The sequence below is a fragment of the Delftia sp. 60 genome, assembly GCF_002754395.1.
In the GTDB taxonomy this organism is placed as follows: Bacteria; Pseudomonadota; Gammaproteobacteria; order Burkholderiales; family Burkholderiaceae_C; genus Comamonas; species Comamonas acidovorans.
This window is the reverse complement of the sequence record NZ_PEFD01000001.1, coordinates 5,111,109-5,127,509: the sequence shown is the minus strand read 5'-3', so window position 1 is coordinate 5,127,509 and position 16,401 is coordinate 5,111,109. Positions and strand designations below refer to the sequence as shown.

General features: G+C 65.1%; 13 protein-coding genes. 8 read left to right on the top strand and 5 right to left on the bottom strand.

Going from position 1 to position 16,401, the window contains the following annotated elements; translation table 11 throughout:
* Positions 1-241 precede the first annotated feature (241 nt).
* A complete protein-coding gene (greA, locus tag CLV01_RS23135) occupies positions 242-718 on the top strand; it encodes a transcription elongation factor GreA (RefSeq protein WP_012206729.1) in 477 nt (158 codons plus the stop codon).
* A 44-nt stretch (positions 719-762) separates the two neighbouring features.
* Positions 763-1,209 (top strand): DUF4149 domain-containing protein, encoded by a 447-nt coding sequence (locus CLV01_RS23130; protein WP_099733107.1) that lies wholly within the window; start codon positions 763-765, stop codon positions 1,207-1,209.
* A gap of 77 nt (positions 1,210-1,286) precedes the next feature.
* Here CLV01_RS23130 and CLV01_RS23125 read toward each other — a convergent pair whose 3' ends face one another.
* Both CLV01_RS23125 and CLV01_RS23120 read right to left on the bottom strand, forming a co-directional pair.
* Complete coding sequence (locus CLV01_RS23125) at positions 1,287-2,081, bottom strand: hypothetical protein (RefSeq protein WP_013801461.1); 795 nt, start codon at positions 2,079-2,081, stop codon at positions 1,287-1,289.
* A gap of 13 nt (positions 2,082-2,094) precedes the next feature.
* Positions 2,095-2,568, bottom strand: a complete 474-nt coding sequence (locus CLV01_RS23120; protein ID WP_099735069.1) for a YhbY family RNA-binding protein — start codon at positions 2,566-2,568, stop codon at positions 2,095-2,097.
* 31 nt (positions 2,569-2,599) lie between these two features.
* Here CLV01_RS23120 and CLV01_RS23115 point away from each other — a divergent pair, with 31 nt between their 5' ends.
* From CLV01_RS23115 to glmM, 4 genes are all read left to right on the top strand, one after another.
* Positions 2,600-3,253, top strand: coding sequence for an RlmE family RNA methyltransferase (locus CLV01_RS23115; RefSeq protein WP_012206725.1), 654 nt, complete (start codon positions 2,600-2,602; stop codon positions 3,251-3,253).
* Positions 3,254-3,423: 170 nt separating this feature from the next.
* The gene (gene ftsH, locus CLV01_RS23110; protein WP_016447469.1) at positions 3,424-5,346 is read left to right on the top strand and encodes an ATP-dependent zinc metalloprotease FtsH; all 1,923 of its coding nucleotides are present in this window, start codon (positions 3,424-3,426) and stop codon (positions 5,344-5,346) included.
* A gap of 139 nt (positions 5,347-5,485) precedes the next feature.
* A complete protein-coding gene (gene folP / locus CLV01_RS23105; protein WP_099733108.1) occupies positions 5,486-6,322 on the top strand; it encodes a dihydropteroate synthase in 837 nt (278 codons plus the stop codon).
* Positions 6,323-6,338: 16 nt separating this feature from the next.
* Positions 6,339-7,682 (top strand): phosphoglucosamine mutase, encoded by a 1,344-nt coding sequence (glmM, locus tag CLV01_RS23100; protein ID WP_099733109.1) that lies wholly within the window; start codon positions 6,339-6,341, stop codon positions 7,680-7,682.
* A gap of 108 nt (positions 7,683-7,790) precedes the next feature.
* On the opposite strand, the gene CLV01_RS23095 is transcribed toward glmM, so the two are convergent.
* Together CLV01_RS23095 and CLV01_RS23090 are read right to left on the bottom strand one after the other, a co-directional pair.
* Positions 7,791-9,644, bottom strand: coding sequence for an EAL domain-containing protein (locus CLV01_RS23095; protein WP_099733110.1), 1,854 nt, complete (start codon positions 9,642-9,644; stop codon positions 7,791-7,793).
* 119 nt (positions 9,645-9,763) lie between these two features.
* Positions 9,764-10,744, bottom strand: a complete 981-nt coding sequence (locus CLV01_RS23090; RefSeq protein ID WP_013801468.1) for a Ppx/GppA family phosphatase — start codon at positions 10,742-10,744, stop codon at positions 9,764-9,766.
* 212 nt (positions 10,745-10,956) lie between these two features.
* Here CLV01_RS23090 and ppk1 point away from each other — a divergent pair, with 212 nt between their 5' ends.
* A complete protein-coding gene (gene ppk1 / locus CLV01_RS23085; RefSeq protein ID WP_071956494.1) occupies positions 10,957-13,410 on the top strand; it encodes a polyphosphate kinase 1 in 2,454 nt (817 codons plus the stop codon).
* A 66-nt stretch (positions 13,411-13,476) separates the two neighbouring features.
* Here ppk1 and CLV01_RS23080 read toward each other — a convergent pair whose 3' ends face one another.
* On the bottom strand, positions 13,477-14,961 hold the full coding sequence (locus tag CLV01_RS23080) for a Ppx/GppA phosphatase family protein (protein WP_099733111.1): 1,485 nt from the start codon (positions 14,959-14,961) through the stop codon (positions 13,477-13,479).
* Between the two features lie 245 nt (positions 14,962-15,206).
* Here CLV01_RS23080 and pstS point away from each other — a divergent pair, with 245 nt between their 5' ends.
* A complete protein-coding gene (gene pstS / locus CLV01_RS23075; protein WP_099733112.1) occupies positions 15,207-16,247 on the top strand; it encodes a phosphate ABC transporter substrate-binding protein PstS in 1,041 nt (346 codons plus the stop codon).
* The last annotated feature ends 154 nt before the right edge of the window (positions 16,248-16,401 follow it).

Here is a 16,401-nt window from a genome sequence, read left to right as displayed (position 1 = left end):
CCGCTGCGCCTGTTTTTTGATGGCGCGCAGCGAGCGGCACTGTCCGACAGTGCCGCCGGGTTATCCCACCATTTCGGGTGGGTAAACACGGCATAATGGAACGAATCATTCGATGAAACCGCCGCGCGGCAACGTGCGGCGGTTTGCTTTTGGGGTGCAGGTCCAGCCGCAAAGTCGCCGGCCCGCCTGTACCAAAGAAACCGCGCAGCGCGCGGTGTTCGCTGAACATGGAGACTTTTCAATGGCCACCATTCCCATCACCAAGCGCGGAGCCGAGAAGCTCAAGGACGAACTGCACCGCCTGAAAACCGTGGAGCGTCCCTCCATCATCCAGGCCATCGCCGAGGCACGTGCCCAGGGCGACCTGAGCGAAAACGCCGAATACGAGGCCGCCAAGGACCGCCAAGGCTTCATCGAAGGCCGCATTGCCGAGGTCGAGAGCAAGCTGTCGGCTGCCCAGATCATCGATCCCTCTTCCGTGGATGCCGGTGGCCGCGTGGTCTTCGGTGCAACGGTGGAGCTCGAGGATGAAGACAGCGGCGACACGGTCAAGTACCAGATCGTCGGCGAGGACGAGGCCGACCTCAAGCTGGGCCTGATCAACGTCTCCAGCCCCATCGCGCGCGCGCTGATCGGCAAGGAAGAGGGCGATACCGCCGTCGTGCAGGCACCGGGCGGCGAGCGCCGCTATGAAGTGGTGTCGGTGCGCTACCTCTGATGCGTCAGCGCCTGTGCCTCGATCATTGAGGAAGGCCTAAGCCCATGAGCAACCTGTACGAGCGCATTCCCCTGCTGGCTGCTGCCCTGTGGTGGGGCAGCCTGTCGGCCATCGGCTTCATGGCCGTACCCCTGCTGTTCGCCCAATTGCCCACGCCGGCTGTCGCGGGCTTCATGGCAGCCAAACTGTTTGCCGCGCAGACCTGGGTGTCCATCGCCTGCGCGGCCCTGCTGCTGGTCCTGTCCCGGCGCAACAAGGAGCAGGTCCTGCAGCCCTGGGCCAAGGCCTGTCTGGGCTTTGTGATCGCAGGCATGCTGCTGGCATTTCTGGTCCAGTACGGCGTGTCGCCGCGCATCGTTACACGCGACAACCTCAAGCTGTGGCACAGCGTGGGCACGGTGATGTATGCGCTGCAGTGGCTGTGTGCGCTCGTCGTGCTGTGGCGCATAGGCAGTCCTCCGTCTCAAGCGAAAGCCGAGGCCACGGCCTGATCCCGGTCCTGCCGGTCCGGCACCATGCCAAACGAAAACGCCCGCAAGCGCGGGCGTTTTTTTGTGGGCCGAGCTGCTCACTCGTGCCAGTGCTCGGCCACCCAGGTGGCAGGCCGGATATAGCGAAAGCGCCGATTGCGCCGGCCGGCCAACGCGTCGGGCGGGTTGCATTCTCCGTGGAAGATGACCACGCGTGCACCATCCGGCACGAAGGGCGGCTTCCAGTAGTTCGTCGGCCATGCGGGAATGCAGTGGTACTTGAAGCTGGGGCACCAGGCCTGCGGCCAGTACTTGAGCTTGCCCTGCTTGTGCAGCATGTCGGACAGGTAGGCCTGCTCGTTGCGGAAGCTGCTGCGGATCTCTTCGAAATGCGTGCGGAAGTAGTCCAGTACCTCGGGGTGGGCACCCAGCTCGAAGCGGTACACCGAGGAGTTGCCCGTGATGCGCCAGGGACGCTTGTAGTCGTGGATGATCAGGAATTCGCCGGGCTCGGTGAAAAAATCGTCCAGCGGCCCGGTGATGACCACGTCCACGTCAAGAAACAGCGCCGTGCCGCGCAGGCCATGCAGGTCGGCGCTGAAGGTGGCCAGCTTGTTCCAGCCACGCTCGGGAATGCCGGCGGGCAGGTTCAGCGGCGGAATGGGCAGGCATTCGACTTCGTCACGAATCCCCACGCCGTCATCGGTCAGGCAGACAAGGCGAAAATCGCCCTTCAGATGCCGACGCACCATGGCGTAGAGCCTGTTGACATACTCCGGACCGTACTTCTTGCCCCACTTCATGCAGATCACGAAGCGCTGCTGCGCAGAGGGGGAGGCGGAGGGCGGTTGCGCGGCCTGGGCCACGCTGGCGGCATGGGATGCTACGGTCATGGATGCGGCGGACTCAGTCTGCCTGGCGCTTCTTGACCGACTTTTGCTTGGGCTTGGCGCGCTTGACCTGGCCACCTGCCGTCAGGCGCTGGTTGCCCAGCACGCGGATCTGCTTGACCTCGGGTTTCTGGCCGGAGCGCTTGCTGAACTTGAGCAGCTTGACATCGCGAGGACCGGGCATGCGGTTCTCGTCGATGGCTTTTTCCTTTTCTGGCATGGGGCGCCAGAGCACCAGCAGCTTGCCGATGTGTTGAATGGGTGCAGCGCCAAGTTCGTCGCACAGCTGCAGATACATCTGCTCGCGTGCAGCGCGGTCGTCGTTGAAGACACGGACCTTGATCAGGCCATGTGCGTTAAGGCCGGCGTGGACCTCCTTTTGCACGGCAGCCGTCAGGCCGTCACCTCCGATGAGGACCACGGGGTCCAGGTGGTGTGCGTTGGCGCGGTGTTCCCGGCGCTCGGCGGGAGTCAATTGAATTTGGGGCATGGCCGTATTATCGAGGCTGAAAGAATCCAGCATGAAAGTCAACACAAAAAGCAAGAAGGTCAACAAGGCTTGGCTCAACAGCCACGTCAACGATCCTTACGTCAAAGCCGCCCAGAAGGACGGCTACCGCGCTCGCGCGGCCTACAAACTCAAGGAGATAGACGAGCAGCTCAAGCTCATCCGGCCGGGTGCCACGGTGGTGGATCTGGGCTCTACACCAGGGGCATGGAGCCAGTATGTGCGCCGCTGTCTGTCGCCAGAAGGCGCGGCGGTGGGCGCGCTCAATGGCCGGATCATCTCGCTGGATCTGCTGCCCATGGAGCCCATCGAGGGCGTGCAGTTCATTCTGGGCGATTTTCGCGAGGAGCCGGTGCTGGCGCAGCTGCAGGAGGCGCTGGGCGGCGGCAAGGCCGATGTGGTGGTCTCCGACATGGCTCCCAACCTGTCGGGCAACGGGACGACGGATGCGGCGCGCATTGCGCTGCTGGTGGAGCTGGCGGTTGATTTCTCCATCCACCATATGAAACCTGAAGGGGCCTTGGTCGTGAAGCTCTTTCACGGCGGGGCCTACGACGACCTGGTAGCGCTGTTCCGGCAGACCTTCAAGGTGGTCAAGCCGATCAAGCCCAAGTCCTCGCGCGACAAGTCTTCGGAGACGTTTCTGGTGGGCATGGGGCTCAAGTAGCCCTGCACAGCCGCCCGGCGCGGCCCTGACGCGGGTCAAGACCGCATTCAAGCTATGGCTGCTATAGAGGGATATAGGCGACCAGCCAGCTTGAAACACCTAAAATGAACCGCAAATACGCTTCGAGCACGCTGGAAGTCGTTTTATCTGTATCCCCATTGGAGCCCCGCTTGAACAATCAGTGGTTTTCAAAAATTGCCGTCTGGCTGGTCATCGCCATGGTGCTGTTTACGGTGTTCAAACAATTTGACACCCGTGGCGGCGCCGGCGCGTCCCATGTCGGTTACTCCGAGTTCCTGGAAGAGGTGCGCAGCAACCGCATCAAGAGCGCCACCATCCAGGAAAGCCCCGGCGGCACCGAGATCGTGGCCACGACCAACGATGACCGCAAGGTGCGCACCACGGCCACCTACCTGGATCGCGGGCTCGTGGGCGATCTGATCAACAACAACGTCAAGTTCGACGTCAAGCCCCGCGAAGAAGGCTCGGTCCTGATGACCCTGCTCGTCAGCTGGGGCCCCATGCTGCTGTTGATCGGCGTGTGGGTGTACTTCATGCGCCAGATGCAAGGCGGCGGCAAGGGCGGTGCTTTCAGCTTCGGCAAGAGCAAGGCGCGCATGCTGGACGAGAACAACAACACCGTGACCTTTGCCGACGTTGCAGGCTGCGACGAAGCCAAGGAAGAGGTCAAGGAAGTCGTGGACTTCCTCAAGGACCCCAACAAGTTCCAGAAGCTCGGCGGCCGCATTCCGCGCGGCCTGCTGCTGGTCGGGCCTCCGGGTACCGGCAAGACGCTGCTGGCCAAGTCCATCGCTGGTGAAGCCAAGGTTCCGTTCTTCAGCATCTCGGGTTCCGACTTCGTGGAAATGTTCGTGGGCGTGGGCGCTGCCCGTGTGCGCGACATGTTCGAGAATGCCAAGAAGAACGCACCCTGCATCATCTTCATTGATGAAATCGACGCCGTGGGCCGCCAGCGCGGCGCAGGCCTGGGCGGTGGCAACGATGAGCGTGAACAGACCCTGAACCAGATGCTGGTCGAGATGGACGGCTTCGAGACCAACCTCGGCGTGATCGTCGTGGCTGCGACCAACCGTCCCGACATCCTGGATGCCGCCCTGCTGCGTCCCGGCCGTTTCGACCGCCAGGTGTATGTGACGCTGCCCGACATCCGTGGCCGCGAGCAGATCCTCAATGTGCACATGCGCAAGATCCCTGTCGGCCAGGACGTGAATCCGGGCGTGATCGCCCGCGGCACGCCCGGCATGTCGGGTGCCGATCTGGCCAACCTCTGCAACGAAGCAGCCCTGATGGCCGCGCGCCGCAATGCGCGTACCGTCGAGATGCAGGATTTCGAGAAGGCCAAGGACAAGATCATCATGGGCCCCGAGCGCAAGAGCATGGTCATGCCCGAGGAAGAGCGCCGCAACACGGCCTACCACGAGGCAGGCCACGCGCTGATCGGCAAGCTGCTGCCCAAGTGCGATCCCGTGCACAAGGTCACCATCATCCCGCGCGGCCGTGCGCTGGGCGTGACGATGAGCCTGCCCGAGAAGGACCGCTACTCCTACGACAAGGAGTTCATGCTCAACCAGATCGCCATGCTGTTCGGTGGACGCATTGCCGAAGAAGTGTTCATGAACCAGATGACCACGGGCGCGAGCAACGACTTCGAGCGTGCCACGCAGATTGCACGCGACATGGTCACGCGCTACGGCATGACCGACGCGCTGGGTCCCATGGTCTATGCGGAGCAGGAAGGCGAGCCTTTCCTGGGCCGCTCGATGAGCAAGACCAACAGCATGAGCGAGCAGACGATGCAGAAGGTGGACCAGGAGGTTCGCCGCATCATCGACGAGCAGTACGGACTGGCGCGCAAGCTGATCGAGGACAACTCCGACAAGATGCATGCCATGGCCAAGGCCATGCTCGACTGGGAAACCATCGACGCCGAGCAACTCGATGACATCATGGCCGGCCGCGAGCCGCGTCCTCCCAAGGACTGGGTGCCGCGCAACCCGCCATCGTCCGACGGTGGCAACTCGTCCGGCGGCACGCCGGCAGTGGATGCCGACCCTGCGCCCACCACGGCCTGATCTGCTTGCTGCAGAATCTGCCAATCCCATGCAAAGGGCCCCGAGGGGCCCTTTTGCTTTGCTTGCAGGATGTGCTCAATCGCCCGCAACGGCCGAGCGAGGGACCCGGTCCGGCAGGCGCCTACCTTCAGGAAATCCCATGCCGCATCAATGGCAGACATCGCGCTTTGTTCTAGACCTTCAGCGTCCACTGGTCATGGGCATCGTCAATGTGACGCCCGACTCGTTTTCCGACGGCGGGCGGCACAACACGGTGGAGCAGGCCTTGCGGCATGCAGAGCAGCTGGTCGGTGAAGGCGCGCACATCCTCGACATCGGCGGCGAGTCCACCAGGCCCGGATCACCGGCCGTGCCGCTGGACGAGGAATTGCGGCGCGTGCTGCCCGTGGTGCAGGGCGCGGTGAAACTGGGCGTGCCTGTCTCCGTCGATACCTACAAGCCGGAGGTCATGCAGGCCGTGCTGGATCTGGGGGCCGACATCGTCAACGACATCTGGGCGCTGCGCCAGCCGGGCGCGCAGCAGGTGGTGGCCGCGCACCCGCGCTGCGGCATCTGTCTCATGCACATGCATGGCACGCCGCAGGACATGCAGACCACGCCCATGCAAGGCGATGCCGTGCCCGCCGTGCGCGATTTCCTGCAGTTGCACAGCGATGCCCTGCTGGCTCGGGGTGTGGCGCGCGAGCGCATTGTCTGGGACTACGGCATCGGCTTCGGCAAAAGCGTGGCACAGAATTTTTCGCTGCTTGCGCGCCAGCAGGAATTGCTGGGCCTAGACTTCCCGCTGCTGGCGGGCTGGTCGCGCAAGGGCTCGCTCGGGCAGGTCAGTGGCCTTGCGCAGGGCCAGCGCATGGTGCCCAGTGTGGCGGCGGCGCTGCTGGCGGTGGAGCGGGGCGCGCGCGTGGTGCGCGTGCACGACGTGGCCGATACGGTGGCGGCATTGACGGTCTGGCAGACCATGCACGACAACAACTGAACAACAAAGGAGCACTATGGCACGCACATATTTTGGTACCGATGGAATTCGCGGCCTGGTGGGCCGCTCGCCCATCACCCCCGACTTCGCGCTACGCCTGGCGCACGCCGTGGGCCGTGTGCTGCGGCTCAAGGAAGCCCGCCCGATGGTGCTGATCGGCAAGGACACCCGGATCTCGGGCTACATGCTGGAAAGTGCCTTGGAGTCCGGCTTCAACTCGGCCGGCGTGGACGTGATGCTGCTCGGTCCTCTGCCCACCCCGGGCGTGGCCTATCTGACGCGCGCCCAGCGAGCCAGCCTGGGCGTGGTCATCAGCGCCAGCCACAACCCTTACTACGACAACGGCATCAAGTTCTTCAGCGCACAGGGCACCAAGCTGCCCGATGCCTGGGAGGAAGAGGTCGAGCAGGCCTTGACCGAAGATCCCGTGTGGGCCGACTCTGCCGCTCTGGGAAAGGCCCGGCGCCTTGAAGACGCGGCAGGGCGCTACATCGAGTTCTGCAAGAGCACCTTTGACCACGCACTCACGCTCAAGGGCGTGAAGATCGTCGTCGATGCGGCCCATGGCGCGGCCTATCAGATCGCACCCAAGGTCTTCCATGAACTGGGGGCCGATGTGGTGGCCATAGGCTGTGCGCCCGATGGACTCAACATCAACGAAGACGTGGGTGCCACGCACCCCGAGGCTCTGGTGCTGGCCGTGCGCGCCAACAAGGCCGATTTCGGCGTGGCGCTGGATGGCGATGCTGACCGGCTGCTGCTGGTCGATGCGGCAGGGCGGCTCTACAACGGCGACGAACTGCTGTATCTGCTGGCAGCCGACCGGCTGGCGCGCGGCGAGGCCGTGCCGGGCGCCGTGGGCACGCTGATGACCAATATGGCCGTGGAGGTGGCGCTGAAGTCCCAGGGCGTGGGCTTTGTGCGTGCCAAGGTGGGCGACCGCTATGTGCTGGAAGAGCTGCACCGCCAGGGCTGGACCCTGGGTGGTGAGGGCTCGGGCCACTTGCTGGCGCTGGACAAGCACACCACGGGCGACGGCCTGGTCAGCGCGCTGCAGGTGCTGCAGGCCTGCGTGCGCTCGGGCAAGAGCCTGTCGCAGTGGCTGTCGTCCGTGCAGCTGTTTCCCCAGGTGCTGCTCAACGTGCGGCTGCAGCCGGGCCAGGACTGGAAGCGCAACACCCAATTGGAAGAGGCCACCGAGGCCGTCAAGGCCGAACTGGGAGATACGGGGCGTGTGCTCATCCGCGCCAGCGGCACCGAGCCTTTGCTGCGCGTGATGGTGGAGGCGCGCGATGGCGATCAGGCCAGCCGCTGTGCCGAGCGCCTGGCCAGCGTGGCCAAGAATTCGCCGGTTGCCTGAGCGGTTGCGCGCTCCTGTGCATGGAAGGCCGAGGCTTCATGCCCCGGCTTTTTTTCGTCTGGATTCCGGTGCGCGAGGTGATGCGATGCGCGCGGTGATGCGGCCCGGTCAGCCCTGGCTGCGCAAGAAGGACTCCAGCGCCTCTGGTGCCAGCGGGCGGCTGAAATGATAGCCCTGGGCCTCATCGCAGCCTTGCTCGCGCAGGAACTCCAGCTGTGCCTCGGTCTCCACGCCCTCGGCCGTGGTCTGCATGCCCAGGGCCTGGGCCATGCGAATGATGGCGCTGACAATGGCGCGGTCGTTGCTGTCGTGGTCCAGATCCTGGATGAAGGACTGGTCGATCTTGAGCTTGTAGATCTGAAAGCGCTTGAGCTGGCTCAGGGATGAATAGCCGGTGCCGAAGTCATCCATGGCCAGGCGCACGCCGTGCTCGCGCAGCCGGTCCATGGTGGCCGTCGCCTGGCGCGGATCATGAATGGCCACGCCCTCGGTCAGCTCCAGCTCCAGAGAATCGGCCGGCAGGTCGCTGTCGAGCAGGATGCGGTTGATGATCTCGGGCAGTTGCTGCTGATGGAACTGGATGGCCGAAAGATTCACGGCCACCTTCAGGTCGCAAAGGCCCGCATTGCGCCAGACCTGCAACTGCTGCATGGCGCTGCGCAGCACCCATTCGCCGATCTGCAGGATCTGGCCGCTGTCCTCGGCCACGGGAATGAACTCGGCCGGTGAGACCGAGCCCAGTTCCGGGTGCTCCCAGCGCAGCAGCGCCTCCACGCTGCGCACGCGGCCGGTGCTCAGCGTGATCTGCGGCTGATAGTGCAGATACAGCTGATTGCGCTCCAGCGCCCGGCGCAGCGCGTTCTCCAGCTGCAGGGCGCGCAGGGACTGGGCCTGCATCTGCGGAGTGAAGAAGCGGTAGGTGTTGCGACCGGCCTGCTTGGCGTGGTACATGGCCGCATCGGCGGCCTGGGTCAGCGAGTCGATGTCGTGGCCGTCGCGCGGGTACAGCGCAATGCCCATGGACGGCGCAATGGTCAGCTCATGGCGGTCGATCTGGTAGGCCTGGCGCGACGCCTCCTGCAGCTTGCCGGCCACGCGGGCCGCGCCCTGGGCATTGGCGCCGGGCAGCAGCAGCACGAATTCGTCACCGCCGATGCGGGCCACCGTATCGCGGTCGCGCACGACGGCACGCAGGCGTCGGGCAATCTCCACCAGCAGGGCATCGCCCACGCGATGGCCCAGCGAATCATTGACATGCTTGAAGTGGTCCAGGTCCAGGAACATCACGGCCAGCGGCGTGTCGTTGGCCTTGGCCAGCTCGATGGCGCGGGCACTGCGCTCGGCCAGCAGCGTGCGGTTGGGCAGGCCGGTGAGCGCGTCGTAGTGCGCCATCCAGTAGATGCGTTCCTGGTCCAGCTTGCGGTCGGCAATCTCCCGGTGCAGGTTCTCCACCGTGGCGCTGAGTTCGCGTGTGCGGTCGCGCACCTGCTGCTCCAGCAGTTCGTGGGCCTGGCTTAGGGCCTGCTGGGCGCGCAGGCGGTCGTCGATATCGCTCACGATCCAGATCGATCCCTCGCGCGCATCGCCCGGATTGATGAGCCGCCCCGTGAGCTCTCCCCAGAACAGGCTGCCGTCCTTGCGGCGCAGGCGGCGCTGCGTGCGAAAGGACAGGCCGGCGCTCAGCGTGCGGTAGGCCTCGCGTCCCAGGCTGCGCAGCTCATCGCGGCTGGGATGCAGATGTTCGCTGTTGATGCCCACCAGTGCATGCTCGCCCGCGTAGCCGAAGATGTCTGCGTAGCACTGGTTGCAGCGGACGATGACGCGTTGGCGAATGAAGACGATGCCGACGCCGGCATTGTCGAGCAGGGCCTGCTGCTCGCGCAGGCTGCGTTGCAGGGACGCCGCCATCATCGAAGACGGACGTTCGAGTACAGGGTCGTACGCAATCGTCGGCGCGGGCATGGCGAAGCGGTGGGGCGGTAATGGAGGGAGGGTGGGAAGCTTACAAAGTGTAGCACTTGTGCGAAAAACACTCTATCGGCCTTCCCTGACGCAAGCAGGGCCTGGGCCATCATGGGCCGTCACGGGCCGGGTGCAACTTGCCTGCGCCTGTGTTTTCCGGAGGCTTCGGCATCCAGCCGATCGGCCAGCTCATACAGCACGCCATGCCGCAGTGCGCCATGTGTCACGCGCATGCGCTCGATGCCCAGGCTGGAGAAGATCGCCCGCATCACGCTCATGCCGCCGCCGATCATGGGACGCAGTTCTTCCTTGAGCCCGTCCATGTTCACGCGGCTGACATGCCCTGCACGCAGCAACTGCGCCTGCAGCCAGTCCAGTCCCTGCCGCGTGATCCAGCCGGCCGTGCCATCGGGTGCATGGGCCAGCACCTTGACGATGGCGCCGGCCGTGCCCGAGGACCCATAGGCATGGCTCCACTGCCCGGCGGCAAACCGCGCGGCTTCGGGCGCAATGATGTCGGCCACCGCCGCTTCGGCCTGGGACAGTGCCTGGGCCGACAGCTCTCCATCGGGAAAGTGGCGCAATGCCCAGGTCACGCTGCCGAAGGCGAAGGAGCGTGCCTGCAGCACCTGCCGCTGCTGGCCAAGGCACAGCTCGGTCGATCGGCCACCGATGTCCACCACCAGCCGCCGCTGGGGACCAGGCGGCAGCAACTGGGCGACGCCGCGATAGATCAGGCGCGCTTCTTCCTCGCCGTCGATGACTTCGATGGCGCAGCCCAGGATGCGCTGGCCTTCGTCCAGGAAGACTTGGCGGTTCGATGCCTCTCTCAGCGTCTGCGTGGCCACGGCACGAACGCGGTGGCGGGGCAGGTCGCCCAGCACCTGGGCATAGCGCTCCAGGCAGGCCCAGCCACGCTGCATGGCCTCCAGGCTCAGGGCTCCCTGTGCGTCCAGGGCGCTGCCCAGGCGTATGGCTTCCTTGCGGTGGCTGAACAGCTGTACCTTTGCGCCGTCGCTGCGGGCCATGGCCAGCAGGCAGCTGTTGGAGCCAATGTCGATGGCGGCCAGGCGGCTTTCGGGGGGATTGGAAGAGGGCATGCGCGAAAGGCGGACGACGACACGGCTGCGGCAGGTTTGCAGCAGCCAACGCCATCCAGGGGGATGGCAGTGAGCTTAGCACCCTGGCGATACGGCGTGGCCCTCGTGGCTGCGTGACCTGGTCATGACCTTTGCATGACAGCGCCAGCGCAGCCATTCCTTGCCGGAAGTCGCTTGTATGACAGGTGTAATGCGTGGGCGGGATTTATGTCATGAACATGTCACAAACCCGGGGCAGACTGCCCGAATCCCCGGTCCACGGGGTGACTACCGGGTCCTGCACAGGCCGGGCCCCTGCATCCATGCCCCAGACATTCACGCCGATTCCCGCCAGCGCCTCTGCCGCGCCTGCCGAACCAGAACATGAACAGGGGCTGCGCACCATGCCCGCAGGGCCGGCCTCGCTGGGCATGGCCCGCGAGACAGCGCCCATACCCGTCTCTGCACCCTTGAATGTCCCGATGATGCCCCTGGCCAAAAGCCTTTCCACCGCCCTGCTGGAATTGCAGGGCCAGGCGATGCCAGCGTCTGCCCCGGTCTCTGCTGCGGGGCTGGCCGCCGCGGCATACACTGGCCTGTACGCCACAGCCGAAAGCGGTGAAGTGCAAGAGCAACAGCAGCAGCAACAACAGTTTCTGGACCGCGACCATTGCATCCTGGCGTTCAACGAACGCGTGCTGGACTGGGCTGTGCGCGAGGATGTGCCGCTGCTGGAGCGGCTGCGCTACCTGTGCATCGTCTCTTCCAATCTCGACGAATGGTTCGAGGTGCGCTGCGCCCCCCATGTGACGGCGGCCAAGGCCGGCGACGCCAAGGGCCTGTACACGCTGCAGAGCTTTCGCTCGCTCATGGACAAGGCGCATGAGCTGGTATTGCGCCAGTACACGCTGTACAACCAATCGCTGATTCCTGCCTTTGCGGGGCAGGGCATACGCGTGGTCTCCCATGGCGAGCGCAGCAGCGCCCAGCGCAAATGGGTGCGCGAATACTTTCTGCGCGAAGTCCAGCCCCTGCTCATGCCGGTGGGCCTGGACCCATCCCATCCATTTCCCCAGGTGGCCAACAAGGCGCTGAACTTCATCGTGCGCCTCAAGGGTGTAGATGCCTTTGGCCGCGCCAACGAGGTGGCCATCGTCAAGGTCCCGCGCGCCTTGCCTCGCCTGGTGCGCCTGCCGGAGAAGATCGCGGGCAAGCAGCGCCTGTTCGTGAGCATCTCCAGCATCGTGCGCGCCCATCTGGTCGAGCTGTTCCCGGGGCGTGAGGTGGCGGAGTTCGCGCAATTCCGTGTCACCCGCCATTCGGACCTGGCGGTGGATGAGGACGATGTCAGCGACCTGCGCATGGCGCTGCGCCAGGGTCTGCACCACCGCCACTACGGCCAGGCCGTGCGGCTGGAGGTGTCCTTTGCCTGCTCGCCCATGTTGTCCGACCTGCTGCTGGGCCAGTTCGGCCTGCCGACCGAGGCACTGTTCCGCGTCAAGGGGCCCGTGAACCTGGTGCGCCAGTCGCAGCTGGTTGATCTGGTCGATGACCCCGCGCTGCTGTTCCCGCCGTGGCGGCCGGCATGGCCGCGCCAGCTGCAGCCGGGCCGCTCGGTGATGGCCCAGATCCGCAAGCGTGACGTGCTGATACACCAGCCTTTCGAGAGCTTCGACGGCGTGCTGGAGCTGCTGCGCGAGGCCGTCAACGACCCCGAGGTGCTGGCCATCAAGCAGACCATCTACCGCACCGGCTCCGACTCCGAAATCATGCAGTTGCTGGCCGAGGCCGTGCGCCGCGGCAAGGAGGTGCTGGCCGTGCTGGAGCTCAAGGCCCGCTTTGACGAAGAGGCCAACATCAACTCCGCCGAGAAGCTGGAGGCCCTGGGCGCCCAGGTGGTCTACGGCGTGCTGGGGCTGAAGACGCACGCCAAGATGCTGCTGATCACGCGCCGCGAAAAGCGCAGCGGGCAGCTCAAGCGCTATGGACACCTGTCCACCGGCAATTACAACGTGCGCACGGCGCGCCTGTACACGGACATCAGCCAGCTGACCTGCGATGCGCAGATCACGGCCGACATGGATGCCGTGTTCAGCCACCTGTCCAGCCACAATCGCCTGCCCAAGCTGCACCAGCTGGTGATTGCGCCGTTCCAGCTGCACGACCGCATGCTGGCGCTGATCAACCAGGTGGGCGAGGCGGCGCAGCGCGGCGAAGAGGCGCGCATCGTGCTCAAGATGAATGCGCTGACCGACGAGCTGCTCATGCAGGCCCTGGTGCGTGCCGGCCAGCAGGGCGCGCGCATCGATCTCATCGTGCGCAGTGCCTGCATGCTGCCGCCGCAGCGCAAGGGCTGGACCGACAACATCCGCGTGCGCTCCATCATCGGCCGTTTCCTGGAGCACTCGCGCGTCTTCTACTTTGCCTGGGGCAAGCAGCAGGAGCTGCTGCTGTCTAGCGCCGACTGGATGAACCGCAACATGATGCGCCGGGTGGAACTGGCCTGGCCCGTGCGCGACCCCGTGCTGCGCCAGCAGGTGATAGACGAATGCCTGGTCGCTGGCCTGTATGACAACCGCGATGCCTGGACCCTGGAGGCCAATGGTGCCTACCAGCGTGCGCCCTATCCGACCACGGGCCTGGGTGCGCAGCGCGCCTTGATGGAGCGCTACGGGCCCCAGGTCTGAGTTGCGTCACGGCCGGCCGGCCGCCCCGCGCCATCCCCCGGCGCAAGCCGAAGCGGGTGGCCGTGCTCAGTGCAGATGCAGCTGCAAGGTCCAGGGCGTCTTCTGCCAGGCCACGGCCTCGGTGCGCAGCAGCTGGGCGGACTGGGGATAGCTTTTGGCCCAGCCTTCCGGCACGGTCAGGTGAAAGACGCTGTCCGAGCGATGCAGGTGCATGCCCTGCAGATCGGGGTCACGCCGGGCATGGCACAGCTGCACGGCCAGCCGCAGTGCGAGCAGGGGCCAGGCCACGGCCTGGTCCTCGATGGCGGCTTCCAGCTTGCGCAGCTTGCCCTGGTGGCCGAGCACGAGCTGGGTGATGCGCGCGCGCAGCTCCACAGGCCATGTCGCGGCACCGCAGTGCTCGGTGATGTAGGCGCCGTGCCGGTGGTAGGCGCTCAGGGAGATGCGCATGCCGATCTCGTGCAGGCTGGCGGCCGTGTCCAGTGCATGCGTGGACAGGGCATCGGGCGGTTGTTGTGCGTGCAGCGATTGCCAGGCCCAGCGTGCCACCTTGCGCACGCGCAGCGCATGCGGGGCGTCAATGCCGAAGTCCTGCTGCAGCGCGGCAATTTCGGCTGCCTCGCGGTCGGCGGGGGGCTCGTGCTCCAGCAGGTCGTGCAAAACGCCCTGGCGCAACGCGCCCTGGGCGACTTCCAGTTCATTGATGCCCAGCAGGCCCAGGGCCGCAATCAGGATGCTCAGACCTCCGGCGATGACGGCGCGGCGGTCTTCCTTGAGTCCGGCCAGCCGGATGCGGTCCACATGGCCGGCCTCCATCAGCTGCTCATGCAGCCAGCGCAGGCTGTCGGGCGTGATCAGCCCGCCGGAATATCCGTTGGCAGCCAGGATGTCGCCCACGGCGTTGGCCGTGCCCGACGAGGCATAGGCGCAGTCCCATGCAGTGGCCGGGTAGGCCGAGACGGTCTGGGTGAGGGCCGCCTGCGCGGCCTTGATGGCGGCCGAGAAATGTGCGCGCGACAGCGTGCCTTCGCCAAAGAACTGCGTGCTCCAGGCGACGCTGCCTATGGGGTAGGAGGCCACCTGACGCGCTTCGCCATGCTGGCCGATGATGACTTCGGTCGAGCGGCCGCCAATGTCCACCACCAGGCGCCGCTGCTGCGAGGGCGGCAACAGGCTGGAGACGCCGCGATAGATCAGCCGGGCCTCTTCCTCGCCCGAGATGACCTCGATGGGAAAGCCCAGCAGGGCGCTGCCGCGTGCGATGAAGACATCGCGGTTGCGGGCCTCCCGCAGGGTTTGCGTGGCCACGGCGCGGACCTGGTCGGCAGGAAAGCCGGCCAGTCGCTCGCCAAAGCGTGCCAGGCAGTCCCAGCCGCGTTGCATGGCCTCGTCGGTCAGCTCATGGTGCTCGTTGAGCCCATTGCCCTGGCGCACGGTCTCCTTGAGATATTCCACGCGCTCTATGCGCTGGTGGCTGCCGACGCGGCCTATTTCTAGGCGAAAGCTGTTGGATCCGAGGTCAACGGCGGCGAGCAGGGATTCTGGTGCCATGAAAGAAACGCCAATCAAGATTCGTCGAGCAGGAGTGCGCAGCGGTGCCGGGTGGCAGGGCTGCGCTTGTCTGGTGCCGGCTCGTGCGAGGCACAAGACTAAGACGGAATTGTGACACCGCGATGACCCGGGTCTTACAGACTATGGCCCAGCATTTGTGACGCCTTTTTTCCGTGTCATATCAATGTCACAAAGCCTTCTTACAGTCCAGCCATCGCATCTTTCAACCCCTAAGAGGTCTGTACATGAAGTTGTCTGTGATTCACATTCTGGTGGCTGGTGCTCTGTCTGCGGGCGGTATGGGCCAGGCCCTGGCCCAGCAGGAAGCCACCGGCGCCGGCGCCAGCTTCCCTGCGCCGCTGTACTCGAAGTGGGCCGCCGATTACCACAAGGCCACCGGCGTGAAGATCAACTACCAGTCCGTGGGCTCCAGCGCCGGCATCAAGCAGATCGAAGCCAAGACCGTGGACTTCGGTGCTTCGGACGAGCCGCTCAAGGACGACGAACTGGCCAAGAAGGGCCTGGTGCAATTCCCCACCGTGATCGGCGGCATCGTGCCCGTGGTCAATATCAAGGGCATCCAGCCCGGCCAGCTCAAGCTGACCGGCCAGGTGCTGGGCGACATCTACCTGGGCAAGATCACCAAGTGGAACGACGAGGCCATCAAGGCCCTGAACCCCGGCGTGACCCTGCCTGACGCCACCATCGCTCCCGTGCGCCGTGCTGACGGCTCGGGCACCACCTTCGGCTTCACGAACTACCTGTCCAAGGTCAATGCCGAGTGGAAGGAAAAGGTTGGCGAAGGCAAGGCCGTGAACTGGCCCACGGGTGCCGGCGGCAAGGGCAATGAAGGCGTGGCCGCCTTCGTGGGCCGCCTGCCCAACTCCATCGGCTACGTCGAGTACGCCTATGTCAAGCAAAACAAGCTGACCTACACGCAGCTGCAGACCGCTGGCGGCGTCTTCGTGTCGCCCGACGACGCCACCTTCAAGGCCGCTGCCGCCGGTGCCGACTGGGCCAAGAGCTTCTACCAGATCCTGACCAACCAGCCCGGCAAGGATGCATGGCCCATCACCTCGGCCACGTTCATCATCATGCACAAGGCCCAGGACAAGCCCGCACAGGCCGCTGCCTCGCTGAAGTTCTTCGAGTGGGCCTACAAGTCCGGCGACAAGACCGCCACCGACCTGGACTACGTGCCCATGCCTGACGCCGTCAAGAACGTGATCTTCCAATCCTGGGGTCAAGTCAAGGACGCCTCGGGTACCGCGATTTCCCTGAAGTAAACCCTGAAAAGGGGCCGTGGCGCACCGCCGGCAGGTGCATCATGGCCCCCCTGATCTCCCCACAAACCGCGAATAAAGGCGCCTCACGTGTCCACAACGTCGCCCTCGAACTCGCTGGCCGCCTCTGCACAGGCTTCCCAGCGACGCACACCTT